19 protein-coding genes and 2 pseudogenes are annotated in these 23,290 nt (G+C 63.2%); 17 read left to right on the top strand and 4 right to left on the bottom strand.

What is annotated here, in order from left to right:
* Positions 1 to 94 precede the first annotated feature (94 nt).
* The 8 genes and pseudogenes from KSS94_RS22660 to KSS94_RS27660 all read left to right on the top strand — a co-directional run.
* Entirely contained in the window at positions 95 to 643 is a 549-nt protein-coding gene (locus tag KSS94_RS22660) for a fimbrial protein (RefSeq protein WP_217840280.1), read from the top strand.
* A gap of 72 nt (positions 644 to 715) precedes the next feature.
* A complete protein-coding gene (locus KSS94_RS22655) occupies positions 716 to 1,444 on the top strand; it encodes a fimbrial biogenesis chaperone (RefSeq protein WP_217840279.1) in 729 nt (242 codons plus the stop codon).
* A gap of 31 nt (positions 1,445 to 1,475) precedes the next feature.
* Entirely contained in the window at positions 1,476 to 3,983 is a 2,508-nt protein-coding gene (locus tag KSS94_RS22650) for a fimbria/pilus outer membrane usher protein (RefSeq protein ID WP_217840278.1), read from the top strand.
* 33 nt (positions 3,984 to 4,016) lie between these two features.
* Positions 4,017 to 5,081, top strand: coding sequence for a fimbrial protein (locus tag KSS94_RS22645; RefSeq protein ID WP_217840277.1), 1,065 nt, complete (start codon positions 4,017 to 4,019; stop codon positions 5,079 to 5,081).
* 37 nt (positions 5,082 to 5,118) lie between these two features.
* A complete protein-coding gene (locus KSS94_RS22640; RefSeq protein ID WP_217840276.1) occupies positions 5,119 to 6,162 on the top strand; it encodes a fimbrial protein in 1,044 nt (347 codons plus the stop codon).
* 614 nt (positions 6,163 to 6,776) lie between these two features.
* Positions 6,777 to 7,259 (top strand): fimbrial protein, encoded by a 483-nt coding sequence (locus tag KSS94_RS22635; protein WP_217840275.1) that lies wholly within the window; start codon positions 6,777 to 6,779, stop codon positions 7,257 to 7,259.
* Between the two features lie 84 nt (positions 7,260 to 7,343).
* A pseudogene (locus tag KSS94_RS27665) lies at positions 7,344 to 7,625 on the top strand (PAS domain-containing protein); the annotation flags it as partial.
* A 306-nt stretch (positions 7,626 to 7,931) separates the two neighbouring features.
* A pseudogene (locus KSS94_RS27660) lies at positions 7,932 to 8,927 on the top strand (methyl-accepting chemotaxis protein); the annotation flags it as partial.
* Positions 8,928 to 8,997: 70 nt separating this feature from the next.
* Here the strand turns inward: KSS94_RS27660 and KSS94_RS22625 are convergent.
* The 4 genes from KSS94_RS22625 to norR all read right to left on the bottom strand — a co-directional run bounded on the left by KSS94_RS22625 (position 8,998) and on the right by norR (position 12,770).
* The gene (locus KSS94_RS22625) at positions 8,998 to 9,732 is read right to left on the bottom strand and encodes a YkgJ family cysteine cluster protein (RefSeq protein ID WP_217840273.1); all 735 of its coding nucleotides are present in this window, start codon (positions 9,730 to 9,732) and stop codon (positions 8,998 to 9,000) included.
* Positions 9,729 to 10,037, bottom strand: a complete 309-nt coding sequence (locus KSS94_RS22620; RefSeq protein WP_217840272.1) for a hypothetical protein — start codon at positions 10,035 to 10,037, stop codon at positions 9,729 to 9,731. Before KSS94_RS22620 ends, KSS94_RS22625 begins: the two co-directional genes overlap by 4 nt.
* 86 nt (positions 10,038 to 10,123) lie before the next feature.
* Complete coding sequence (locus tag KSS94_RS22615) at positions 10,124 to 11,023, bottom strand: chemotaxis protein (protein WP_217840271.1); 900 nt, start codon at positions 11,021 to 11,023, stop codon at positions 10,124 to 10,126.
* Between the two features lie 196 nt (positions 11,024 to 11,219).
* A complete protein-coding gene (norR, locus tag KSS94_RS22610; protein ID WP_217840270.1) occupies positions 11,220 to 12,770 on the bottom strand; it encodes a nitric oxide reductase transcriptional regulator NorR in 1,551 nt (516 codons plus the stop codon).
* Positions 12,771 to 12,924: 154 nt separating this feature from the next.
* Here norR and hmpA point away from each other — a divergent pair, with 154 nt between their 5' ends.
* From hmpA to alaC, 9 genes are all read left to right on the top strand, one after another.
* A complete protein-coding gene (gene hmpA / locus KSS94_RS22605) occupies positions 12,925 to 14,100 on the top strand; it encodes an NO-inducible flavohemoprotein (protein WP_217840269.1) in 1,176 nt (391 codons plus the stop codon).
* Between the two features lie 431 nt (positions 14,101 to 14,531).
* The gene (locus KSS94_RS22600) at positions 14,532 to 15,038 is read left to right on the top strand and encodes a disulfide bond formation protein B (RefSeq protein WP_217840268.1); all 507 of its coding nucleotides are present in this window, start codon (positions 14,532 to 14,534) and stop codon (positions 15,036 to 15,038) included.
* A 560-nt stretch (positions 15,039 to 15,598) separates the two neighbouring features.
* Positions 15,599 to 16,543, top strand: a complete 945-nt coding sequence (gene cyoA, locus KSS94_RS22595; RefSeq protein WP_217840267.1) for a ubiquinol oxidase subunit II — start codon at positions 15,599 to 15,601, stop codon at positions 16,541 to 16,543.
* Positions 16,544 to 16,546: 3 nt separating this feature from the next.
* Positions 16,547 to 18,565, top strand: coding sequence for a cytochrome o ubiquinol oxidase subunit I (cyoB, locus tag KSS94_RS22590; RefSeq protein ID WP_217840266.1), 2,019 nt, complete (start codon positions 16,547 to 16,549; stop codon positions 18,563 to 18,565).
* Positions 18,566 to 18,568: 3 nt separating this feature from the next.
* A complete protein-coding gene (cyoC, locus tag KSS94_RS22585; protein WP_217840265.1) occupies positions 18,569 to 19,192 on the top strand; it encodes a cytochrome o ubiquinol oxidase subunit III in 624 nt (207 codons plus the stop codon).
* Positions 19,192 to 19,524 carry a cytochrome o ubiquinol oxidase subunit IV gene (gene cyoD / locus KSS94_RS22580; protein WP_217840264.1) on the top strand — a complete coding sequence of 111 codons (333 nt, stop codon included), beginning with the start codon at positions 19,192 to 19,194 and terminating at the stop codon, positions 19,522 to 19,524. Before cyoC ends, cyoD begins: the two co-directional genes overlap by 1 nt.
* Before the next feature lie 11 nt (positions 19,525 to 19,535).
* Entirely contained in the window at positions 19,536 to 20,423 is an 888-nt protein-coding gene (gene cyoE, locus KSS94_RS22575) for a heme o synthase (RefSeq protein WP_217840263.1), read from the top strand.
* Between the two features lie 215 nt (positions 20,424 to 20,638).
* On the top strand, positions 20,639 to 21,766 hold the full coding sequence (locus KSS94_RS22570) for a hypothetical protein (protein ID WP_217840262.1): 1,128 nt from the start codon (positions 20,639 to 20,641) through the stop codon (positions 21,764 to 21,766).
* Between the two features lie 164 nt (positions 21,767 to 21,930).
* A complete protein-coding gene (gene alaC, locus KSS94_RS22565) occupies positions 21,931 to 23,139 on the top strand; it encodes an alanine transaminase (RefSeq protein WP_217840261.1) in 1,209 nt (402 codons plus the stop codon).
* Positions 23,140 to 23,290: the final 151 nt, after the last annotated feature.

Genomic DNA, 23,290 nt, shown 5'->3' with positions numbered 1-23,290 from the left:
CGGCATGATGGCCCTCGTACCCGGCAGCCACTCAAGGTTGCCGTTGCACGAATCATCAAGGCGCAACGTGCGCAGCATCATAAAGGGAGCATCCATGAAAAAGGTAACCTTGAGCGGCCTGGCGGCCGCAGTGGCATTGGTGGGCGCGGCCCAGTTCGCACAGGCCGCCGACGGTGAGATCAGCTTCGAAGGCACCATCGTCAACAGCACCTGTGCCATCGAAGTGGGCAATGGCACCGGCGGTGCCAAGGGTGTGGTCAAGCTCGGCGACGAAGTGCCGGTGAGCAGCCTGGCCAAGGCCGGCGATGTAGCTGGTGGTGGCTCGTTCACCCTGCAGGTCAACGATACCGACCCGGGTTGCGACATCACCGGCAAGGCCGCGACTGTAACCTTCCTGCCGATCACAGGCTCCGCCGGTGCTGCCGGCCAATGGCTGGCGCTGGAGCCGGTGGCCGGTGCCGCCAGCAACGTGGCGGTGCAGCTGCGCGATTTCAGCGGTACCGAACTGCCGATTTCCGAGCCGTCCGCCGAGTACGCCAACCTCAGCCAGCCGCTGCGCTTCACCGCCAACTACATCGCCACCGGCGCGGCCACCCCAGGCCCTGCCAACGCCAAGGCGCAGTTCACCGTGAACATCCAGTAAACCGGGCTGCAGCCGCGCCCCGTGCAGGGCGCGGCTCACCTTGAAACTCACCTTGTAAAAAAGGGGGCTGCGATGTTCCGCACGCATTCACACAGGTGGCTGGCCGGCGCGCTGTTGCTGGCGCTGTTGCCCACGGCGCAGGCCGGGGTGACCCTGAGCGGTACGCGTATCATCTTCGATGCCAGCAAGCGCGATGCATCGATCACCGCCGGCAATGGCACCGACAAACCCTACGCCGTGCAGGCCTGGATCAACACCGAAGAAGACGACCACGCCATCAGCGCTCCGTTCATTGCCACGCCGCCGCTGTTTCGGCTGGATGCCATGAAGGAGCAGATGGTGCGCATCGTACCGACCGCGCACAACCTGCCGACCGACCGCGAGTCGGTGTTCTATTTCAACGCCCAGGAAATCCCAGCCGCCAGCAACGACGACGGCAACACCCTGAAGATCGCCCTGCGCACCCGCATCAAACTGTTCTACCGCCCCAAGGGCTTGCAGGGCAGCCTGCTCGAAGCCCTGCCACGGCTGGAATGGGCCATCCGCCAGGAGGCCGGCGAGCCACGCCTGCAGGTGCACAACCCAACGCCGTTCCATGTGTCGTTCATCCATATCAAGGTGGCCGACGGCGGGCGCGACAGCGAAATCGACAAGCCGGTGATGGTGGCGCCGTTCTCCACCCGCCAGTACGCCATCGCCCCGCGCCTGGGCTGGACGCCGAACAGCGTCGAGTTTTCGGTGATCAACGACTACGGCGGCTACACCAAGCCCGAACGGGTCAGCCTTACCGCTACGCGCTGACTGGCGCCTGCCCTCTGATCGAGTAACTGTAATGCCCAATTCTTCCTGCCGCAGGCTCAGCGCCTGCGGCCCGACCCTGCTTGCCTGTGTGTTCGGTGCCGGCTTGCCGGTTGCCCAGGCGGCGATGTTCGACAGCAGCTTCATGCAGCCCTTTGGCGGCGGCTCGGCCGGCCCCAACCTGGACCTCGAGGCTATCGCCCACAACGCCCAGGTTCCGCCAGGCCTGCACCAGGTGACCATCCGCCTGAACCAGAGCTTCTACGACCGCCGCGAACTGCGCTTTGACGATGCCGGCAACGGCGAGGTGCGCGCCTGCCTGAGCCCGGCGATGCTCGAGGCCATGGGCGTGAAGCTGGCGGCGTTCATCGACCAGCGCGAGCTGGACACGCTGGAGTGCGTCGACCTGCAGCAGGCGGTCGAAGGTGCCCTTGTCACTTTCGACCCGGCCTACCTGGCACTGGACATCAGTGTGCCGCAGGTGGCCCTGCGCCGTGACGCAGCGGGCTACGTGGCACCGGAAGAATGGGACGCCGGCATCAACGCAGGCTTGCTCAACTACCAGTTCACCGGCTCGCAGGGGTACACGGCAGGGCAGGGCGACCACAACCAGTTCAGCCTGTACCTGAACGGCGGCCTCAACCTCGCCGGTTGGCGCCTGCGCTCCAATGGCAGCTACACCCAGGACCAGAACAACCGCCGCCAGTGGCAGCGCTCGACCAGCTACGCGCAAACCGACCTGCCCGGCAGCCTCGGCACCTTCACCCTGGGCGAGAGTTTCACCGCTGGCGACGTGTTCGACAGCCTGCCGTTTCGCGGCGTGCAGCTGGCCAGCGACATCGGCATGTTGCCCGACTCGATGCAGGGCTATGCGCCGGTGATCCGTGGCGTGGCCGAAACCCGTGCGCGGGTCGAGGTGCGCCATAACGGCTATTCGCTGTACACCACCTATGTGCCGCCCGGGCCGTTCGAGATCAACGACCTCAATGCCTCCAGCGGCAGCGGCGACCTGGAAGTGATCATCACCGAAGCGGACGGCCGTGAGCGGCGTTTCACCCAGCCCTACGCGACGCTAGGCAACCTGCTGCGCGAGAACACCTGGCGCTATGGCCTGACCTTCGGCGAGTACAACGCCGCCGACGAAAACGGCAATCGCCCGGGGTTGGCCCAGGCCACGCTGGCCTACGGCCTGCCCTATGACTACACCCTGTCCGGCGGCCTGCTGGGCAACGACTTCTACCGCGCCACGCAACTGGGCCTGGGCAAGAACCTGGGCAGCCTCGGCGCCATTTCGCTGGATGTGACCCAGGCGCGCACCGAGGGCCGAGACGGGCGCACCGATCAGGGCCGCAGCTATGGCATCCGCTACGGCAAGGCCTTCGCCACCGGCACCTCGGTGCGCTTCGCCGGCTACCGCTATTCCACCGAGGGCTACCGCGATTTCAGCGAAGCGGTATGGCAGCACCAGGGTGATGACTTCAATCGCATGACCAAACGCAGCCGGGTGCAGGCCAGTATCAACCAGAACTTCGGCAGCACCTCGCTGTACCTGAACCTCAGCCAGCAGGACTACTGGAACACTTCGCGGCGTGAACGCCAGTTGCAGCTGGGCGTCAACACCGTGCATCGCGGGGTCAGTTACGGCCTGTACGCCAGCAAGAGCCTGGTGGACTCCTACGGCCAGTCCAGTTTCATCAGCTTCAACGTGTCGATTCCCCTGGGTGGCGGCAGCAGCGGCACCCTGGCGCTGACCCGCAACAACGACGGCAGCTACGACCAGCGTGCCGGTTATCGGGGGCGTTCCGGTCACCTCAATTACGCAGTGGATGCCAGCCATGCCGAGCGTTCCGGCGGCAGCGGCTCGGCCTCGCTCAACTACCTGGCGCCGTTTGCCCAACTGGGCGCGGGGGTGAGTGCCGGCGAGCGTTACCAGCAGGTCAACGTCAGTGCTTCGGGGTCGTTGCTGGCCCACAGTGGCGGGGTCGCACTGGGCCAGACCCTGGGCGAAACCCTGGGCCTGGTGCATGTGGCCGATACGCCGGGCGTGGGCCTGGCCAACGCGCCGGGCACGCGTACTGACAGCAGCGGCTACGCGCTGATTCCCTACCTCACGCCGTACCGCAAGAACCGTGTGAGCCTCGACACCAGCGGGTTGGACCACAGCACCGAGATCGAAAACGGCGTGACCAATGTAGTGCCGCGCCGGGGCGCGGTGGTCAAGGCCGAGTTCGCCGCGCAGCGGGTGGAGAAGGTGTTGTTGAACCTGCGCCTGGAGGACGGCAGCTTGCCGCCGTTCGGGGCACAGGTGGTGGATGGTCAGCAACGAACGGTAGGTGTGGTCGGGCCTGGGGGGCAGGTGTTGCTGGCGTTCGAAGGCGAGGCGGGAGCGGTGACCGTACGCTGGGGGCGCATGGGGGATCAGCAGTGCCAGGTGTTGCTGGCGCTGGCGGGAGAGACGCCAGAGATTGGGTATCGGCAGGTGAGTGGTGTCTGTCGGGCCGGCGATGTGGCGATGAACGTCCAGAGCTCTGGTCGGACGTGACGGTAATTTGCACACTTATCGGAAGCAGAAACGATGCGAAGTTATTACAAACGGATGGTTCGGTGCGGGCTGGCAGTCTTGTTGTGGGGACCGCTCAATGCATGGGCCTGTAATTTTCCGGCAGGTTTCCTGTTTCGCCAGGAGGTACACCCCGGCGATCTCTATGTGGGGCGGGATGTACCTGAGGGTGCGGTAATCAAGGCCTGGACCTTTGAAAGCGCGCGGTTCAATCCAACGCATATCGGTTGCCCTGTCGGCTCATTTTTTACCGTTGGCACGCCCCTGGCCAAAATTGTCAATTCACCCCTGGTGCCACCTGGCGAGGTCATCTTGCAAAGTCGCATTCCGGGCATTGGCATCGTGGTGTCTGCACACATGACCGGAGGCAGCTTCCTCGATCACTGGTCGTTCGTACCTGCGCAGGGTTATCAAGGCTTCGGTGTTCCTCACTCGGTGACTTTTGTCGGTACCCCGACCGACCCGCGCAATGCCAACATCATTTCTACGCGCCTGTACTATCGAATCATCAAGATTGGGCCGATTGAACCTGACATGGGGCCTCAGCCGCTGGCCGGGCATACCCTGGCCGAGTTCAACCACGCTGGCAGCGGCAAGGTGCTGGAGATGGTGCTCGCCAGTGGCTCGATAAACGTGGCCATGTGTGGACTGCCTGGTGCCCCGGGCACCCAGGTCACGGTACCCATGGGGGCATGGCGTACCAACCAGTTCAGTGGCGAGGGCAGCTACACCGATGCAAAGGCTTTCATCGTGCCGCTGCAGGCCTGCCAGGGTGGCTCTTTGCCAGGTAATCAGCAATTCGCCCATCTGCGCCTGGACCCACGTAACGGTTCCAGCGTGCTGGATGCTCAACGTGGCCTGCTTGGGCTGAACAGTGACTCCGATGCCAAGGGGGTGGCTGTTCAAGTGCTCAAGGCCGACCTTACACCGATGCCGCTCACTCAGGAGGTGCAGATGGTGCGTATGCAGAACGGCGACATCCAGATCCCCATGGGCGCCCGCTATATCCAGACCGGCAAGGATGCCCCCGTGGGTGGTGTGGCCAATGCCTCGGTGGGATTCACCCTGACTTACAAGTGACAAATTTCACGCATCACCGAACCGAGGTAGAGCAACCATGGCAGTACGCAAGACGATAGCGGCGGTTGGGCTGTGTCTGCCCCTGCAGGTACTGGCCTGCGATTTTCCGGCTGGATTCTTCTTTCGTCAGGAGGTGAACCCCGGCGATCTGTTCGTCGGGCGGGATGCGCCGATTGGCAGCGAGATCAGGCCATTGCGTTCCGATCAGGTGGCTTTTTCAAGTAACTACATACGTTGCGCACTCGGCACGCGCTTCGATGTGGACTCACCCATGCCGAAACTCTTCAATTCATCCCTGGTGCCACCCGGTGAGGTCATCCTGCAAACCCGGATACCGGGCATCGGTGTCGTGGTCTCGGCCCATATCCTGGCGATTTCTGGTGCTCCCGAAATGTGGACGGTAGTGCCTGGGCTCGGGGCTATGGGGTTCGGTGTGCCCCACCATCTGACGCTGACCGGCGAGAGAGTCACGTCGTTGATCAAAATGACCCACTTGAGGTATCGCATCATCAAGACCGGCCCCATCGACCCTGGCATGGGGCCGCAATCCCTGGCGGGTCATACCCTGGCCGAGTTCAATCACCACACTGCTGGCAAAGTGCTGGAGATGGTGTTTACTGGCGGCTCGATCAATATCGCCCTGTGCGGTTTGCCGAGCGCCCCTGGCACCCAGATCAGCGTGCCTATGGGTACCTGGAACACCAAGCAGTTCAGCAGTGAAGGGAGTGTCACCGAGCACAGTCCATTCAGTATCCCGCTGCGGGACTGCCAGGCGGGGACGCTGTCGATCAATCCGAACTTTGCCAGTTTGCGCCTGGACCCACGCAATGGCTCCAGCGTGCTGGATGCCCAGCGCGGCATTCTCGGACTCAATAGTGATTCTGACGCCACCGGTGTCGGTGTGCAGGTGCTAAAGGCTGACCTGTCGCCAATGCCGTTGACCGAAGAAGTGCAGATGATCCGTATGCAAAACGGCGACATCCAGATACCCATGGCAGCTCGATACATTCAGATTGGCAAGGATGCCCCCGTCGGTGGCGTGGCCAATGCATCGGTAGGGTTCACCCTGACCTACAAATGAGTCTGAACCGGTTACTTACCTCGGAGGCGTAGCAACATGTATTTGCGCAAACTGGTAGTGCTGGCTGGCCTGTGCCTGCCGTTGCAGGTGTTGGCCTGCAATTTCCCGCCCGGATACTTTCATCGCATCTCCCTCGATCCAGGCCATCTGGTGGTTGGGCGGGATGCTCCGCTGGGGGCTGTCATCTATCACCCACTACCATGTACCGGTCGGTGACTTTCGCGCCGGAAAGAATCAACTGCCCCGACGAAACCACCTTTGAGGTCAGCACACCCTTGGCCCAGGAAGAGGGCTCCTCTTGGGTGCGCCCCGGGGAAGTCCTTCTGCACACGCGTATTCCCGGCGTAGGACTGGTGGTGGATGCGAGCCTGGGCTCTGCGGGGCCCAGTGACCACTGGCAGTTCATCCCTGGCCAGGGGTATGTGGGCTGGGGAGTACCGCACCGCGAGATCGTCAGGCCGGTGGAGTGGGGCACAACCATCCGGGTACCTTTCTTCACGTCGCTCAAGTACAGGTACCGGCTGATCAAGACCGGCCCCATCGAGCCTGCCATGGGCCCGCAGCCGCTGGCAGGGCATGTCTTGGCCTAGTTCACCAGCAGTCGTAGCGGACGGGTGCTGGAGTTCGGGTTTTCTGCCGGCACGCTGAGCGTTGCGCAGTGCGGTTTGCCGGGCTCGCCCTCGAAGCAGGTTCGGGTGCCGCTGGGCACCTGGCAGGTTGAGCAGTTCAAGGGGCAGGGCAGCTTTACCGACGCCCGGGACTTCGTCATCTCCTTGGCTGATTGCGTCGGTGGCTCGGTACCAGGCAACTTCCCGACCGCCTACCTGCGGCTGGACCCGCGCAATGGCTCACCGGTGGTGGATGCCCTGCGCGGGATCATCGGGCTGAATGCCGACTCCGACGCAAGCGGGGTGGGCGTTCAGGTATTGCAGCGGGACCAGACCCCCATTCGGCTCTCCGAGGAGTTGCCTATCGTCCAACTCACCGACGGCGACTTCGATATGCCGTTTTCTGCCCGCTACATCCAGTTGGGCAGTCGCGCGCCCACGGCTGGCGTGGCCAACGCCTCGCTGAGCTTCACCCTGACCTACAAATGATTGAGCCAGATCAAAAAATGATTGCCAATTGCCACTAATCTCGAGCGCCCTGCCGATTGTCCCGTACAACAACGAGAGCCTCCGATGAAGTGCAATTTGCCCGTTACCGGTCGCGAAGTGGATTACCCCGGCGATGCCAACATCCTTTCCACCACCGACCTGGACAGCCGCATCACCTACGCCAACGACGTGTTCATGCAGGTCAGCGGCTTTACCCATGACGAGCTGCTGGGCCAGCCCCACCACCTGGTCCGTCACCCGGACATGCCGCCCCAGGCCTTCGCGCAGATGTGGCAGGCGCTCAAAGGTGGGCGTTCGTGGATGGGGCTGGTGAAGAACCGCTGCAAGAACGGTGACCATTACTGGGTCAGTGCGTTTGTTTCGCCCATCAGCAGTGGTGGGCAGGCGCTGGAGTACCAGTCGGTGCGCACCAAGCCCGGCAGGGAACAGGTGGCGGCAGCCGAGGCCTGCTACGCACGGCTGCGCGAAGGGCGCAGCAGCTGGCGCGAGCGCCTGCCGGTCGTTGGCCTGGCAACGCGGCTGTCACTGACGGTGGCGGGGGTTGCTGCGTTGGTGATCGGTGTGGGCCAATGGTGGGCAGGGGCGCCGCTGCTGGTTTCACTGGCCGAAGTACTTGCCGTGGCGGGCCTTGCCGGCATTGCCATCCTGCTGTTGCTGCGCCCCTATGAGCGCCTGCGCCGGCAGGCCCTGGCGATTGCCGACAACCCGTTGAGCCAGCTTTTATATACAGGCCGGCGTGATGGCCTGGGCCAGATCGAGTTCGCCATGCGCATGCTCAAGGCGCAGTTGGGGGCTGTGGTGGGGCGTATCGGCGATACCTCATCACGCCTGGCCGGGCATTCCGGCTCGCTTGTGGAGGCGCTGCACAGCAGCCATGCCAACAGCCTGGAGCAGCAGAGCGAGGCCGACCAGGTGGCCACTGCCATCCACCAGATGAGCGCTAGCGTTGCCCAAGTGGCCAGCAGTGCCCAGATGGCCTCGATGGCTGCCGATCAGGCCGAAGGCGAGACCCAGGCCGGGCACCGACTGGTGGACCGTAACCGCTGCGCGATACAGGACCTGGCCGGCTCGCTGGTAGAGGCCGGCGAGGTGATCCAGCAACTGGAAAGCCACAGTAGCGAGATTTCCGGGGTGCTCGACGTGATCCGCGGTATTGCCGAGCAGACCAATCTGCTGGCGCTCAACGCCGCCATCGAAGCGGCGCGGGCCGGTGACCAGGGCCGAGGTTTTGCGGTGGTGGCCGATGAAGTGCGTGGCCTGGCCCAGCGTACTGCGCAGTCCACCCACGACATCCAGCACATGATCAGCGCCCTGCAGGACGGCGCCCGCGCCGCCGTGCAGGTGATGCGCCAGAGCAGCGCCCATGCCGGGCAAAGCGTCGAGCAGGCGCAACTGGCCAGCGATGCGCTGGACAGCATCAGCGTGCGGGTCAACCAGATCAACGAAATGAGTTTGCAGATCGCCGCGGCCGTGGAGCAGCAGAGCCAGGTCAGTGAGAACATCAACCGCAACATCATCAGCATCCGCCAGGCCAGCGAGGCGACAGTGCAGGTGGGGCAGCGCAGCCATGGCAGCGCCAGTGATGTGGCGCACCTGGCGCAGGATTTGCGGCGCTTGGCGGATGAGTTCTGGCGCAGGTGCCAATGATGACCCAAAGGCAGGTGGCCTGTGCAGGAGCCGGCCCTGACCAAGCGCATTAGCTGTGCGAGCGTTTGGCTCAGAAGCCGATGAAGGCGTAATACACCGGGGTTTGGGCAGTCGTCTGCAAGCCATGACCTTGCAGGCTGCCGGCCAGCTCGCCATCCACCACATGCACCTGCCACTGCGCAGGGTTATCCACAGACACTGCCTCCAACGCCGATGCAAACGCCCCCATGTCCGGCAGCCAGGCGGTAAATCCGTTGCCCTTCAGCGCGCTGGTGGTGATCCCCAGGGCCTGGCAGATGGCGACCTTGTTGGCGATATCCTCACGGTCGGCCTGGCGCGAGGCCTCGATCAGCCCGCGCAGCTCGGCATCCTGCAACAGCCCGCCATGGATCAGTTCAGGCCCTTGCTCCCAGGCCTCGGCCGGGCAGTCCTTGCCCTCGGGGCGCAGCGGCAGGTGCGGGTTGATTTCGGCCGGGTAGATGCGGCACACCAGCGGGCGGCTTTCATAGATGGTGCACAGGTCGTCGGCGTCCAGGTTGCGGCAGCGCCCCGGGTTGAAGGCGGCGAAGGTCACCGACACGCGCAGCTCGCCGGTACCGCAGGGCACCGGGTGGGAGCGGCGCAGCACGTGATCGCGCTGCTCCGGCGGCATGCCCAGGCCATCGGCCATGAAGCCTTCGACCAGCACGATCACCTGGCCCCCGGCGCGCGCCCATTGGCCCGCTTCGGCGAGGGTCAGGGGGACATGGTGGCCGGTGCAGCACTTGCCGCAGCCGGTACAGGCAAAACGGATGCTGTCGCTCACTTGCCGGCCGCCCACTCGGTGACGAAAGCTTGCTGGCGCTGACGGTCGTACAGGCACAGCTCGGTACCGGTGGCGTTGTTCATGTGCTTTTGCGGGTACACGCCTTCGATCAGCAGGGCGCTGTAGCCGACCTGGTCGTCGAATTCGGCAGGCTTGCCCAGGGCGTGGGCGTCCTTGAACTGGCTGGCCTTCAGGCAGGCCTTGAGCATGTGCTGGCGCTGGTCGTTCCAGGCTTGGGTGCTGGAGGCGTGAGCCGCGCCGCTGAACAGCGCGCAGGTGATCAGCAGGGAACTGAGGTATTTCATGTGCGGGTCCGCCGTTGGCTGCGAGGGGCGCGAATTATGACCGAACGTTCCCCGGCAGCAAGCCGGGGAGTTTGTCGCTGAATATATCAGCGCTCGGCAAACACCACAGCGCGGGCCGCCACCACCAGGCAGTCGGTCAGCTCTGGCGAGCTGAACTTGGTGAGGATGGCGTTGGCCCCGGCCTCTTTGGCCTTGTTGCCGCTCATGGCGCTGTCCAGCGAGGTGTGCAGCAAAATATAGAGGTGCTGAAAGTCCGGGGTTTCGCGCAGGGTGCGGGTAAAGGCGAAGCCGTCCATTTCGGACATTTCGATGTCCGAGACGATGATGTTGATCTCCCGCTCGGTGCCTTGCAGCTCCAGCAACACGTTGATCGCATCCTTGGCACTGCGCGCGGTGTGGCACTCGATGCCCAGGTTGCGCAGGGTGTGCACCGACTGTTGCAGCGCCACCTGGCTGTCGTCCACCACCAGAATGTTGGCTGCAGCCAGCAGGCTTGCGTCCTCTTCGCCAACCTCGCCGGGGTGCGGCTCGGGCTGTGGCGGGGCGATGCCGTGGATGACCTTTTCGATGTCCAGTACCTGCACCAGGGTGTTGTCGACCCGCGTTACGCCAGTGATGAACGAGCGGTTGCCCGAGCCGAACGGTGGCGGTTTGATGTCGGTGCTCAGGCAATGCACGATGCGGCTCACCGCCTGCACGTGCAGGCCCTGGCGCGAGCGGCTGATCTCGGTGACGATCAGGCAGCCGCCGTCGGGGTCGGCCAGGGGCATTTCACCGATGGCGCGGGACAGGTCGATGACCGACAGCGAGTTGCCGCGCAGGGTGGCCACGCCTTTGACGTGCGGGTGCGCCTCGGGCAGCTTGGTCAGCGGCGGGCAGGGGATGATTTCGCTGACCTTGAGCAGGTTGATTGCCATCAGCTTGCCGCTGCGCAGGGTGAACAGCAGCAGGGACAGCGAGTCCGCGCGGGCGTTTTGCGTGGCCATGGGCGACCTTCGGTATTAAATGTCGGGGAGGATGCCGGGTTATCGGCCTGGGGGCCAGTGGCTTTAGGTGAAGTTGTAACCGGGGAATGCTAATGCCTGTCAGGGCCGTATCGCCGGCAAGCCGGCTCCTACAGGGGGCGCACAGCCTTCGAGCTTGCGCTGTACCTGTAGGAGCCGGCTTGCCGGCGATGCTTTTTCAGCGCAGCCCCAAGCGCTTGGCCAACCGGCTCAGGTTCGCCCGGTCCAGCCCCAGCTCCCGGGCGGCGGCTGCCCAATTGTCGCCATGGCGCTTCAGGCATTCTTCAACCACTTGGCGCTGGTACTCATCCACGGCCTCACGCAACCCGCCTTCGGGCAACGTCAGGTTAGCTTGCACGGGCGGGGCGGCCACGGTTGCAGCCGGCACGACACTGCGCACGTCCAGGTCGGCTGCTTCAAGGGTAAGAATCTTCGGTCGCTGCCCATGCTGCCCCAGCGCTTTCAGCGCCGAGCGCCCGATCAGGTGCTCCAGTTCGCGCACGTTGCCAGGCCACTGGTAGGCCAGCAGCGCCTGCTGGGCCTCGGCAGACAGCCGCAAGCTGCCCAGGCCCAGGCGCGAGCGGTTTTGCTCCAGAAAGTAGCCCGCCAGCAACAGCACGTCACGGCCCCGTTCGCGCAGCGGCGGCACTTGCAGGGGGTACACGCTCAGGCGGTGATAGAAGTCGGCGCGAAACTGGCCGCTGCGCACCTCTTCGGCCAGGTCGCGGTTGGTGGCGGCGATCAGGCGCACGTCCACCTGGTGTTCACGGTCCGAGCCCAGGCGCTGCAACTGCCCGCTTTGCAGAACTCGCAGCAGCTTGGCCTGCACCGCCAGCGGCAGCTCGCCGACTTCGTCGAGGAACAAGGTACCGCCATTGGCCAGCTCGAACTTGCCGCGCCGCTCGCCATGGGCGCCGGTGAAGGCGCCGCGCACATGGCCGAACAGCTCGCTCTCAACCAGGGTGTCGGGCAGCGCGGCGCAGTTCAGGCTGATCAGCGGCTTGTCGGCGCGCTGGCTGGCGCGGTGCAGGGCCTGGGCCACCAGCTCCTTGCCCACACCGGTCTCGCCGGTGATCAGCACGGTCAGGTCGCTGCCGCCGACCAGGCGGATCTCTTCCACCAGGTGCTTGTGCGCCTTGCTCTGGCCGATCAACTCGCGGTCCTGGCCGCTGGCCTGGCGGTACACCTCGGCGCGCTGGTGCTCGTCCTCGGCGCGCAGGGCCAGGTGCTCGATGCGCTCGGCCACGGTCACGGTGGCAGCGGCCAGGCTGGCGAAGGCTTGCAGGGCATCCAGCTCCAGGCTCTGGAACTGCCCGGGGGTGAGTGCATCGAGGGTCAGCAGGCCCCAGGGCTGCTCGTCGACCATCAACGGGCAGCCCATGCAGTCGTGTACCTCCAGGTCGACGTGCTCGGCATTGACCAAACCGTCGTAGGGGTCGGGCAACGGGCTGTCGCTGGGGAAACGGGTGGGTTCGGGGTTGCCCAGCAGCACCTGGAAGCGTGGGTGCTCGCTGACCCGGAAGCGCCGGCCGAGGGTGTCCGCCGACAATCCGTCCACCGCCAGCGGCACCAGCCATTCGCCGTCCAGGCGCAGCAATGCCGCGGCATCGCAAGGCAGCAGGCCGCGCATGGCTTGCAACAGGCGGCGGTAGCGCTCCTGGTCGGGCAGGTCGCAGGACAGGTCGCTGACCAGGGGGAGCAGGGCGGTGAGCAGGGGTTTTGCAGTCATATGGACTCCTGTTGGTCGTTATGACTATACGCTTGCCCGTGTCATTTTGACACTCGACAGATCAAGCCCCTGAATTCATTGGCTTTTGAAGTTGGCACGATTGCTGAAATACACAAGGCAATCATTCGAAGCCAAAGGCTCAGGAGTTGTCGCAATGCTCAATGCCGAACAACGTGCAATCATCAAAGCCACCGTGCCCCTGCTGGAAAGCGGCGGCGAGGCACTGACCACCCACTTCTACAAGATGATGCTCAGCGAGTACCCCGAGGTACGCCCGCTGTTCAACCAGGCCCACCAGGCCAGCGGCGACCAGCCGCGCGCGCTGGCCAACGGCGTGCTGATGTACGCCCGGCACATCGACCAGTTGGAGCAGCTCGGCGGTCTGGTCGGGCAGATCATCAACAAGCACGTGGCCCTGCAGATTCTCCCCGAGCACTATCCGATCGTCGGCAAGTGCCTGCTGCGCGCCATCGAGGAAGTGCTGGGCAAGGAAATCGCCACCCCCGAAGTGATCGCGGCCTGGGCTGGCGCCTACGGCCAACTGGCCGACATCCTCATCGGCGCCGAAGAGAACCTGTACCAGCAGAAGGAACAAGCGGTCGGCGGCTGGCGCGGTACCCGCGAATTCCGCTTGGTGCGCCGCGAGCAGGAAAGCCGCGAGATCGTCTCGTTCTACCTTGCCCCGGTGGACGGCAAACCGGTGCTCAAGGCCGAACCCGGCCAGTACATCGGCCTGAAGCTGGACATCGATGGCGCCGAGCAGCGCCGCAACTATTCGCTGTCGGCTCTGTGCGATGGCGAGCAGTACCGCATCAGCGTCAAGCGTGAGGCCGGCGGCAAGGTCTCCAACTATCTGCATGACGAACTGATGGTGGGCGACACCCTGCAACTGTTCCCGCCGGCCGGCGACTTCACCCTGGCCGCCAGCGACAAGCCGCTGGTGCTGATCAGTGGCGGCGTGGGCATTACCCCGACCCTGGCCATGCTCGAAGCCGCGCTCAAGACCGAGCGCCCGGTGCACTTCATTCACTGCGCGCGCGACGGTGCGGTGCATGCGTTCCGCGACTGGGTCGATGACCTGGCGGCGCGTCACCCGCAGCTCAAGCGCTTTTACTGCTACGCCGAAGACCCGGCCAACCAGGCCGATGCCGTGGGCCTGCTGAGCCAGGACCTGCTGGCCGAGTGGCTGCCGCGCGAGCGTGACGTGGATGCCTACTTCCTTGGGCCGAAGGGCTTCATGGCTGCGATCAAGCGCCAGCTCAAGGCGATTGGTGTGCCGCAAGGGCAGAGCCGCTACGAGTTCTTCGGGCCGGCGGCAGCGTTGGAGTGATCGGTCGGGGCTGATGGCCTCATCGCCGGCAAGCCGGCTTCTACAGGGTACGCACAGCCTCCAAGCTTGCGCTGTACCTGTAGGAGCCGGCTTGCCGGCGATAAGGCCGGGACAGGCAGCAACCCCCGTAGGCCCGACCCTTCTTCTATATAAAGAGAGATGAACGCACTTACACCCGCGTTCATCTTTAATCCTCCTTTAATCACTGTATCCTTCACTCCCGAGTGTCGAGGGGCCTGCCCCTGTCCGGCGCTTGGGCTGGCGTGTTTTTTACGCGCTGCGTTGAACCGAAACCGACCCGCTCGGTCCTAGGTCATCCATGGATTGCCGCGCTCACCGTTCCTCGATGCAGTCACAGGTCCACTCCAGCGTGTAGACTTGGCGCCCGTCGGGCAGCCCGCGCTGCCACTCTCCATTCGAAGGAATCGGCTATGAACGAACTCTCATCGCGCCTTAACCGCGAGCGGCGCTTCCTGGTGCTGCTGGGCGTGATCTGCCTGGCGCTGATCGGCGGCGCACTTTACATGCAGGTGGTCCTCGGCGAGGCGCCATGCCCGCTGTGCATCCTGCAGCGTTACGCCTTGCTGTTCATCGCGATCTTCGCCTTCCTTGCCGCGGCCATGCCGGGACGGCGCAGCCTGACCGTCTTCGAAGTGCTGGTGGTACTGAGCGCGGTGGGCGGAATCGTTGCGGCCGGCAACCATGTGTATATACTCGCCAACCCGATGGTCAGCTGCGGCATCGACACCCTGCAACCGATCGTCGACGACCTGCCCCTGGCCAAGCTGTGGCCGCTGGCGTTCCAGGTCGACGGCTTCTGCTCCACCCCCTACCCGCCGATCCTCGGTCTGTCGCTCGCCCAATGGGCCTTGGTGGCCTTCGTCCTGACTGCCGTGCTGGTACCCCTGGGGATCTACCGCAACCGTCGCGGCGGTTAGACCAAAGTCCCTGTTTGACCCAGGTCTATTGCAGCGCGGGATAAGGCACAAACCCCGCTGAAATATTGACCAGGGTCATGCTCCGGGCCTTGCGCGATGCGGGTTACAGGGCTACTGAACGGGGTGCGACAAACTGTCGCGAAGTTGAATTTTTGAGCAGTATTGTTACGCATTCTGTAAAAGACTGTTGCTCAATAAGTCATAGTCAAGGGTGGGCGACCTCACTACAATCGCCCCCAATTTCCGTTCGGCACTGCTTGCGAGTCGCAGGATTGAAGGAAGCCGCAGCGCTCCCTTTTGCTGACTTCGTCAAGTTTCGCCCAACGGCGATACCGGGCGGACCCCCCTCCGCGTTTTCCCGCACCAAATGGACTTGGTCTGAAGTACAGGCCTGTTGCCTACGAAACCATAAGCACCGCTACCCCGCTTGACGCCAAGGTTCCTGCAGTCGGACCCCGGGCAGGAGCGAGTACGGGCGCGAATTGCCGCACTTGGCAGGACGAAGTGTTGGCTACCAAAACACAAATTGCATTGAAGCAAGCTGATCTAGAGGTCGTGAGATGAGTAAAAAGCGTTACCCCAGACTGTTTGGCATATTGCCCTTTTTAGGCATGCTTTTACTCAGTGGGTGCAACTGGACCCTGCTCGATCCGAAGGGCCAGGTCGGCATTGAGCAAAAGAACCTGATCCTGATCGCTACCGGCCTGATGCTGCTGGTGGTGATTCCCGTGATCATCATGACCGTGGTGTTCGCCTGGAAGTACCGCGCTTCCAACAAGGCTGCCACCTACACCCCCGACTGGTCGCACTCGACCAAGATCGAAGCTGCGGTGTGGATCATCCCGATCCTGATCATCATCGCCCTGGGTTACGTCACCTACCACTCCACCCACAAGCTGGACCCGTACCGTCCGCTGGATTCGGACGTCAAGCCGATCCAGATCGACGTGGTCGCACTGGACTGGAAGTGGCTGTTCATCTACCCGGAGCAGGGCATCGCCACGGTCAACCAGATCAACTTCCCGGCCAACGTTCCGGTCAACTTCCGTGTGACCTCGGACGCGGTGATGAACTCGTTCTTCATCCCGGGCCTGGGCGGCCAGATCTACGCCATGGCCGGCATGACCACCAAGCTGCACCTGATCGCCAACGAGAACGGTGTGTTTGACGGTATCTCCGCCAACTACAGCGGTGCTGGTTTCACCGGCATGAAATTCAAGGCAAATGCCACTTCCCAGGAAGACTTCGACAAGTGGGTCGCCGAAGTGAAGCAGTCGCCGAAGAAGCTGGACAAGGCCACCTACGACGCCTTGGCCAAACCAAGCGAAAACAACCCGGTCGAGCTGTACAGCGAGGCTTCGCCTGAACAGTTCCAGCTGATCGTCGACAAGTACGAAGGCATGAACCGCGGCAAGCCGGTCCACGAAGAAGCAGGCAGCAAAGATCTGGCCACCACCAAGGGTGTGGAATCGAGTACGCAACCAGCTGCCGGTGCAGAGGAGTAAGAGATGTTCGGTAAATTAACCCTGGAGGCGATACCCTATCACGAGCCGATAGTCATGGTGACGCTTGCCATGATCGCGCTCGGCGGTATCGCTGTCGTCGGCCTTATCACCTATTTCCGCAAGTGGACCTACTTGTGGACCGAGTGGCTGACCACCGTCGACCACAAGAAAATCGGCGTGATGTACATCATCGTCGCCATGGTCATGCTGCTGCGTGGCTTTGCCGACGCCATCATGATGCGTACTCAGCTGGCTGCCGCTACCGGTGGCTCCGAAGGCTACCTGCCGCCTGAACACTATGACCAGATCTTCACCGCCCACGGTGTGATCATGATCATCTTCATGGCGATGCCGTTCTTCACCGGCCTGATGAACCTTGCGGTTCCTCTGCAGATCGGTGCACGTGACGTTGCCTTCCCGTTCCTGAACTCCCTGAGCTTCTACCTGCTGCTGGCAGGCGTGCTGCTGGTCAACATCTCGCTGGGCGTTGGCGAGTTCGCCAAGACCGGCTGGGTTGCCTACCCGCCGCTCGCAGGCATTCAGTACAGCCCGGGCGTGGGTGTCGACTACTACATCTGGGCGCTACAGCTCTCAGGCTTGGGTACGACGCTTACCGGCGTGAACTTCCTCGTCACCGTGATGAAGATGCGCGCCCCTGGCATGAAGCTGATGGACATGCCGATCTTCACCTGGACCTGCACCTGGGCCAACGTGCTGATCGTCGCTTCGTTCCCGATCCTGACCGCCGCACTCGCCCTGCTGACCGTTGACCGTTATCTGGACTTCCACATTTTCACCAACGAGCTTGGTGGGAACCCGATGATGTACGTCAACCTGTTCTGGGCCTGGGGTCACCCTGAGGTATACATCCTGATCCTGCCGGCCTTCGGCGTGTTCTCGGAAGTCACCTCGACCTTCTCTGGCAAGCGTCTGTTCGGCCACCACTCGATGATCTACGCATCGGGTGCAATCGCCGTACTGGGCTTTGCAGTCTGGCTGCACCACTTCTTCACCATGGGTGCCGGCGCCAGCGTCAACACCTTCTTCGGCCTGGCGACGATGCTGATCTCCATCCCGACCGGTGTGAAGCTGTTCAACTGGCTGTTCACCATGTACCAGGGCCGCGTGCGTTTCACCGCACCAATGCTCTGGACCCTGGGCTTCATGATCACCTTCTCCATCGGTGGCATGACCGGCGTACTGCTGGCCGTTCCGGGTGCTGACTTCGTCCTGCACAACAGCCTGTTCGTAATTGCCCACTTCCACAACGTGATCATCGGTGGTGCGGTATTCGGCTACATCGCCGGCTTGGCCTACTGGTTCCCGAAAGCCTTCGGTTTCACCCTGAACGAGAAGTGGGGCAAAGCTGCCTTCTGGTTCTGGATCTCGGGCTTCTACGTTGCGTTCATGCCGCTGTACGCCTTGGGCTTCATGGGCATGACCCGTCGTCTGAACCACTCCGACAACCCGCTGTGGGAACCCTACCTGTACGTAGCCGTTGTCGGCGCCGTGCTGATCCTGTTCGGTATTGCCTGCCAGCTGATCCAGCTCTACGTTTCGGTCCGCGACCGCAACCAGAACCTGGACGTGACCGGCGACCCATGGGGCGGCCGTACCATCGAGTGGTCCACTTCGTCGCCACCTCCGTTCTACAACTTCGCTCACATGCCTGAGAAAGTTGGCCTGGACGCCTGGCACGAAGCCAAGGAAGCCGGTGTTGCCTACAAGCCTGCTGCCAAGTACGAAGCCATCCACATGCCGAGCAACACTGCCACCGGCCTGTTCATGGGTCTGTTCCTGACCGTGTTCGGTTTCGCCTTCATCTGGCACATCTGGTGGCTGGTGGGCGCGAGCCTGGTAGCGACCATCGCAGTCTTCGTTCGCCACGCCGCGCGTGACGACCAGGGCTACATGGTTCCGGCCGAAGAAGTGGCGCGCATCGAAGGCGAGCGCATGAAAGCGCTGGCTCAAGCAGGTGCTCTGCCTGCCGGCGCACGTGTCGAATCGTTTGAACGGGTGTAATCAATGTCCAGTCAAGTAATGCACGGTGATGCACATGGTCACGACCATGGGCACGACGATCACCACCACGACTCGGGCCAGATGACCGTACTGGGTTTCTGGCTGTACCTGATGACCGACTGCATCCTGTTTGCGTCGCTCTTCGCCACCTACGCGGTGCTGTCCGGCAGTTTTGCCGGCGGCCCGTCGGGTCACGACATCTTCCAGCTCGACTTCGTGCTGGTTGAAACCGCGTTCCTGCTGCTGTCCTCGATCACCTTCGGCTTCGCCATGCTGAAGATGTTCGCTGGCAACAAGGCAGGCGTGCTGGGCTGGTTGGCTGTGACCTTCCTGTTCGGTGCAGGCTTCATCGCGATGGAAATCTATGAGTTCCATCACCTGATCGTTGAGGGCTTCGGCCCGCAGCGCAGTGGCTTCCTGTCGGGCTTCTTCGCCCTGGTAGGTACCCACGGCCTGCACGTGACTGCCGGCCTGATCTGGATGGCAATCATGATGTACCAGATCAACAAGCACGGCATCACGCCGACTGCCAAGACCCGCATGAGCTGCCTGAGCCTGTTCTGGCACTTCCTCGACGTGGTCTGGATCTGCGTATTCACCGTCGTCTACCTGCTGGGAGTTATCTGATGGCTAGCGCACACGACACTCATCACGAAGGCAATCACGGTAGCGTGAAGTCCTACATGATCGGCTTTGTCCTGTCGATCATCCTGACCGCGATCCCGTTCGGCCTGGTGATGTTCCCGAGCCTGCCGAAGAACCTGACCGTTCTGATCGTTGTGGCCATGGCCGTGATCCAGGTAGTGGTACACCTTGTGTACTTCCTGCACATGGACCGCTCGAAAGAGCAGCGTTCCAACGTGTCGACGTTCCTGTTCACCGCTCTGGTAATCGCTCTGCTGGTCGGCCTGTCGCTGTGGATCATGTTCAGCATCCACTTCGAAATGATGGCCAAGTGAGGTAAGACTGCATGTCCGTTAAGCACTTTATCCAAATCACCAAACCGGGGATCATTTTCGGTAACGTGCTTTCCGTGGCAGGCGGCTTCTTCCTTGCCTCGAAGGGCCATGTGGACTTCGCCCTGTTCCTGGCAGTGGTGATCGGTACTTCGCTGGTGGTGGCGTCCGGATGCGTGTTCAACAACTGCATCGACCGTGACATCGACCACAAGATGGAGCGCACCAAGAACCGCGTCATGGTGCAGGGCGGCATGCCGCTGCCCCTCGCGCTGATCTACGCCACCCTGCTCGGGGTGGTCGGCTTCAGCATGCTGTACGTGCAGGCCAACCCGCTGGCGGCGTTCTGCGCCCTGGCCGGTTTCATCGTCTACGTCGGTTTCTACAGCCTGTGGCTGAAGCGCAAATCGGTGCACGGCACCCTGGTCGGCAGCCTGTCTGGTGCCATGCCTCCGGTGATCGGCTATTGCGCCGTGAGCAACAGCTTCGACCTGGCTGCAGTGACCCTGCTGGTGATGTTCAGCCTGTGGCAGATGCCGCACAGCTTTGCCATCGCCATCTTCCGCTTCAAGGACTACAGCGCTGCCAACATTCCGGTGTTGCCGGTGGCGCGCGGTGTCCTGGCGGCGAAGAAGCAGATCGTGCTGTACGTACTGGCCTTCGTCCTCGCCACCCTGATGCTGACCCTCGGCGGCTACGCAGGCCTCGGTTACCTCGCCGTTGCGGCTGCCATGGGCCTGTACTGGCTGTACATGGCCTGGAGCGGCTACAAGGCCGAGGACGACAGCAAGTGGGCGCGCAAGGTCTTCGGCTTCTCCATCCTCCTCGTCACTGCCCTGAGCGTGATGATGGGTGTGGACAGCCAGACCGCCGCCGACGTGCTGATGACCTACGCACGCTGATCCAGCGGCCTGTTACACAAAAAGCCCCGGCCCAGTGCCGGGGTTTTTTATTGCCCATACCCTCAGCCCTGCGCCGTACCTGTAGGAGTCGGCTTGCCGGCGATGAGGCCGTTACAGGCAGCCCAAGGCAGTGGCTCCCTGCAAGACTTCCTGCTGCCGTGGTTACAGGGCCGGGCGCTAGCGTGGCCGCTCCCATTTTCAAGGAGCCACGCACCATGAGCGTTTTTACCGTCTACTTCTGCGGTACCGGCGCCACCGCCGGCGATGTCAGCAACCGCGATTACTGGAACGGCGAGCTGGTCTCGACCCTGGCCTTCAACGACCAGGGCCGCGAGTTCGCCCACAAGATCGTGGTCGACGGCCCCGGCAGCGGCAACCTGCACGACGACAACCTGTTCGTCGATGACCGCGACCATGGCCAGACCATGGGCACCTTGCTCGGCCATGGCTGGGAGGAGAACGTCGCCCACGCCTTGCAGATGATCAAGGGCAAGAGCCTGTGGTCGCGGGGCAGCCGCACCAAGGCCGAATACCAGCGCCTGAAGGACGCCGGCGTGCCGATACCCGACGCCGGGCGTAACGGCAACTGGTTCCGCAACCGCTACCACTATGGTGAGCGCGAAGTGGTGCCCCAGGCGCTGCAGGAGCAGATCATCCAGACCTTCCGCAAGCCGCTGATCCCCACCCAGGTCAACCTGGTGGGCTGGAGCCGCGGCGGCATCAGTTGCCACATGCTGGCCAATGCCATGGCCAGCGACCCGCAGCTGCGCGATGTGCCGGTGAACATCCTGGCGCTGGACCCGGTGCCGGGCATCCTCAACGTGCAGGATCAACGTACCGGCTTGGCCGGCAACGTGCGTGAGTACGTAGGCTTTTTCGCCCGCGACGAGCGCTCCCGGGGCTTTGCCTGCGTGGTGCCGCAGGTGGCGGGCAGCACCCGCATGAGTATTTTCCCCATGCCCGGGCGTCATGCCACGCTGGTGGGCAATGCTTCGGCCACGGGGGAGGGCGCGGGCGATGCCTGCAAGGCGCCCGGGTTGATCGTGCGCCATCTGGCAGAGCAAAGCCTGGCGCGCTGGGGTGTGGAGCTGGGCAACTGCCTGGCGCTGAGCGATGCGCAACTGATGCGCGAGCACCAGGCACTGCTCAAGGATGACGCCACCTATACCGCCATGCGCAAGCATTCCTATACCTACGTCACCGAAGGCGAGGGCGACGAACGCAGGGTCCATCATGGGCCGCTGCGCAAGGCATTCAGCCTGGTGCGCGGCGAGCACATGGACCCGAGTGACGGCCTGAGCCTGCAGCGCTGGGACTCACACACTTACAAAGCTTTGCGGTGAGTCCTGAAATTATGAATTTTTCGATTCATCAATCTTAAAAGTTATAACTAAACAGGAAATTTTCCTTTACGAGCTGGCTGTGGCGGCATTATCTTCTGATTCGGCCGCCGCAGCGGCCAACGTCGCTCGGACGGTTCCGGGCGCTTACGTCTTCAGAGGAAACCATGGCCAACCCAGGTTCGCCGCGCCGCTTCGCGCGCATCGATCGTCTGCCCCCATACGTCTTCAACATCACTGCCGAGCTCAAGATGGCCGCCCGCCGCCGTGGCGAGGACATCATCGACCTGAGCATGGGCAACCCCGACGGCGCCACCCCGCCGCACATCGTCGACAAGCTGGTGCAGGTCGCCCAGCGCGAAGACACCCATGGCTACTCCACCTCCCGCGGTATCCCGCGCCTGCGCCGGGCCATCTCCAACTGGTACAAGGAACGCTACGAGGTCGACATCGACCCGGAAAGCGAAGCCATCGTCACCATCGGCTCGAAAGAGGGCCTGGCACACCTGATGCTGGCCACCCTCGACCAGGGCGACACTGTGCTGGTGCCCAACCCCAGCTACCCCATCCACATCTATGGCGCGGTGATCGCCGGTGCCCAGGTGCGCTCGGTGCCGTTGGTGCCGGGTGTGGATTTCTTCAACGAGCTGGAACGGGCGATCCGCGAGTCGATTCCCAAGCCGATGATGATGATCCTGGGCTTCCCGTCCAACCCCACCGCCCAGTGCGTCGAGCTGGACTTCTTCGAGCGCGTGGTGGCCTTGGCCAAGCAGTACGACGTGCTGGTGGTGCACGACCTGGCCTACGCCGACATCGTCTACGACGGCTGGAAGGCCCCGTCGATCATGCAGGTGCCGGGGGCCAAGGATATTGCGGTGGAGTTCTTCACCCTGTCCAAGAGCTACAACATGGCTGGCTGGCGCATCGGCTTCATGGTCGGCAACCCCGAGCTGGTCAGCGCCTTGGCGCGCATCAAGAGCTACCACGACTACGGCACCTTCACCCCGCTGCAGGTGGCGGCCATTGCCGCGCTCGAGGGCGACCAGCAGTGCGTGCGCGATATCGCCGAGCAGTACCGCCAGCGCCGCAACCTGCTGGTCAAGGGCCTGCACGAGCTGGGCTGGATGGTCGAGAACCCCAAGGCGTCGATGTACATCTGGGCCAAGATCCCCGAGCAGTATGCGCACCTGGGCTCGCTGGAGTTCGCCAAGAAGCTGTTGGCCGAGGCCAAGGTTTGCGTATCGCCCGGCATCGGCTTTGGTGAATACGGCGACGACCACGTGCGCTTTGCCCTGATCGAGAACCAGGACCGCATCCGCCAGGCCATCCGCGGCATTCGCCAGATGTTCCGCGCCGACAGCCTGACCGGCAAGTAACCTCACCCTCACCGCGCTGCTTGCCTCGAGCGTTGCGCGACCCTGTAGGAGCCGGCTTGCCGGCGATCACCGGCACCGCCGGTGCCAGCCATGCCGGCCCTATCGCCGGCAAGCCGGCTCCTACAGTCGATCTGCTCAGGCCACCGATCAG

Source organism: Pseudomonas fakonensis (genome assembly GCF_019139895.1).
In the GTDB taxonomy this organism is placed as follows: domain Bacteria; phylum Pseudomonadota; class Gammaproteobacteria; order Pseudomonadales; family Pseudomonadaceae; genus Aquipseudomonas; species Aquipseudomonas fakonensis.
The sequence above is the reverse complement of the archived record's forward strand: the minus strand, read 5'-3'. Positions and strand labels throughout refer to the sequence as shown.

Bases quoted from the DNA above. Each gene is read 5' to 3' on its own strand.
- KSS94_RS22660 (WP_217840280.1), top strand. From the start codon at position 95: ATGAAAAAGGTAACCTTGAGCGGCCTGGCGGCCGCAGTGGCATTGGTG.
- KSS94_RS22655 (WP_217840279.1), top strand. From the start codon at position 716: ATGTTCCGCACGCATTCACACAGGTGGCTGGCCGGCGCGCTGTTGCTG.
- KSS94_RS22650 (WP_217840278.1), top strand. From the start codon at position 1,476: ATGCCCAATTCTTCCTGCCGCAGGCTCAGCGCCTGCGGCCCGACCCTG.
- KSS94_RS22645 (WP_217840277.1), top strand. From the start codon at position 4,017: ATGCGAAGTTATTACAAACGGATGGTTCGGTGCGGGCTGGCAGTCTTG.
- KSS94_RS22640 (WP_217840276.1), top strand. From the start codon at position 5,119: ATGGCAGTACGCAAGACGATAGCGGCGGTTGGGCTGTGTCTGCCCCTG.
- KSS94_RS22620 (WP_217840272.1), bottom strand. From the start codon at position 10,037: ATGAAATACCTCAGTTCCCTGCTGATCACCTGCGCGCTGTTCAGCGGC.
- KSS94_RS22615 (WP_217840271.1), bottom strand. From the start codon at position 11,023: ATGGCCACGCAAAACGCCCGCGCGGACTCGCTGTCCCTGCTGCTGTTC.
- norR (WP_217840270.1), bottom strand. From the start codon at position 12,770: ATGACTGCAAAACCCCTGCTCACCGCCCTGCTCCCCCTGGTCAGCGAC.
- hmpA (WP_217840269.1), top strand. From the start codon at position 12,925: ATGCTCAATGCCGAACAACGTGCAATCATCAAAGCCACCGTGCCCCTG.
- KSS94_RS22600 (WP_217840268.1), top strand. From the start codon at position 14,532: ATGAACGAACTCTCATCGCGCCTTAACCGCGAGCGGCGCTTCCTGGTG.
- cyoA (WP_217840267.1), top strand. From the start codon at position 15,599: ATGAGTAAAAAGCGTTACCCCAGACTGTTTGGCATATTGCCCTTTTTA.
- cyoB (WP_217840266.1), top strand. From the start codon at position 16,547: ATGTTCGGTAAATTAACCCTGGAGGCGATACCCTATCACGAGCCGATA.
- cyoC (WP_217840265.1), top strand. From the start codon at position 18,569: ATGTCCAGTCAAGTAATGCACGGTGATGCACATGGTCACGACCATGGG.
- cyoD (WP_217840264.1), top strand. From the start codon at position 19,192: ATGGCTAGCGCACACGACACTCATCACGAAGGCAATCACGGTAGCGTG.
- cyoE (WP_217840263.1), top strand. From the start codon at position 19,536: ATGTCCGTTAAGCACTTTATCCAAATCACCAAACCGGGGATCATTTTC.
- KSS94_RS22570 (WP_217840262.1), top strand. From the start codon at position 20,639: ATGAGCGTTTTTACCGTCTACTTCTGCGGTACCGGCGCCACCGCCGGC.
- alaC (WP_217840261.1), top strand. From the start codon at position 21,931: ATGGCCAACCCAGGTTCGCCGCGCCGCTTCGCGCGCATCGATCGTCTG.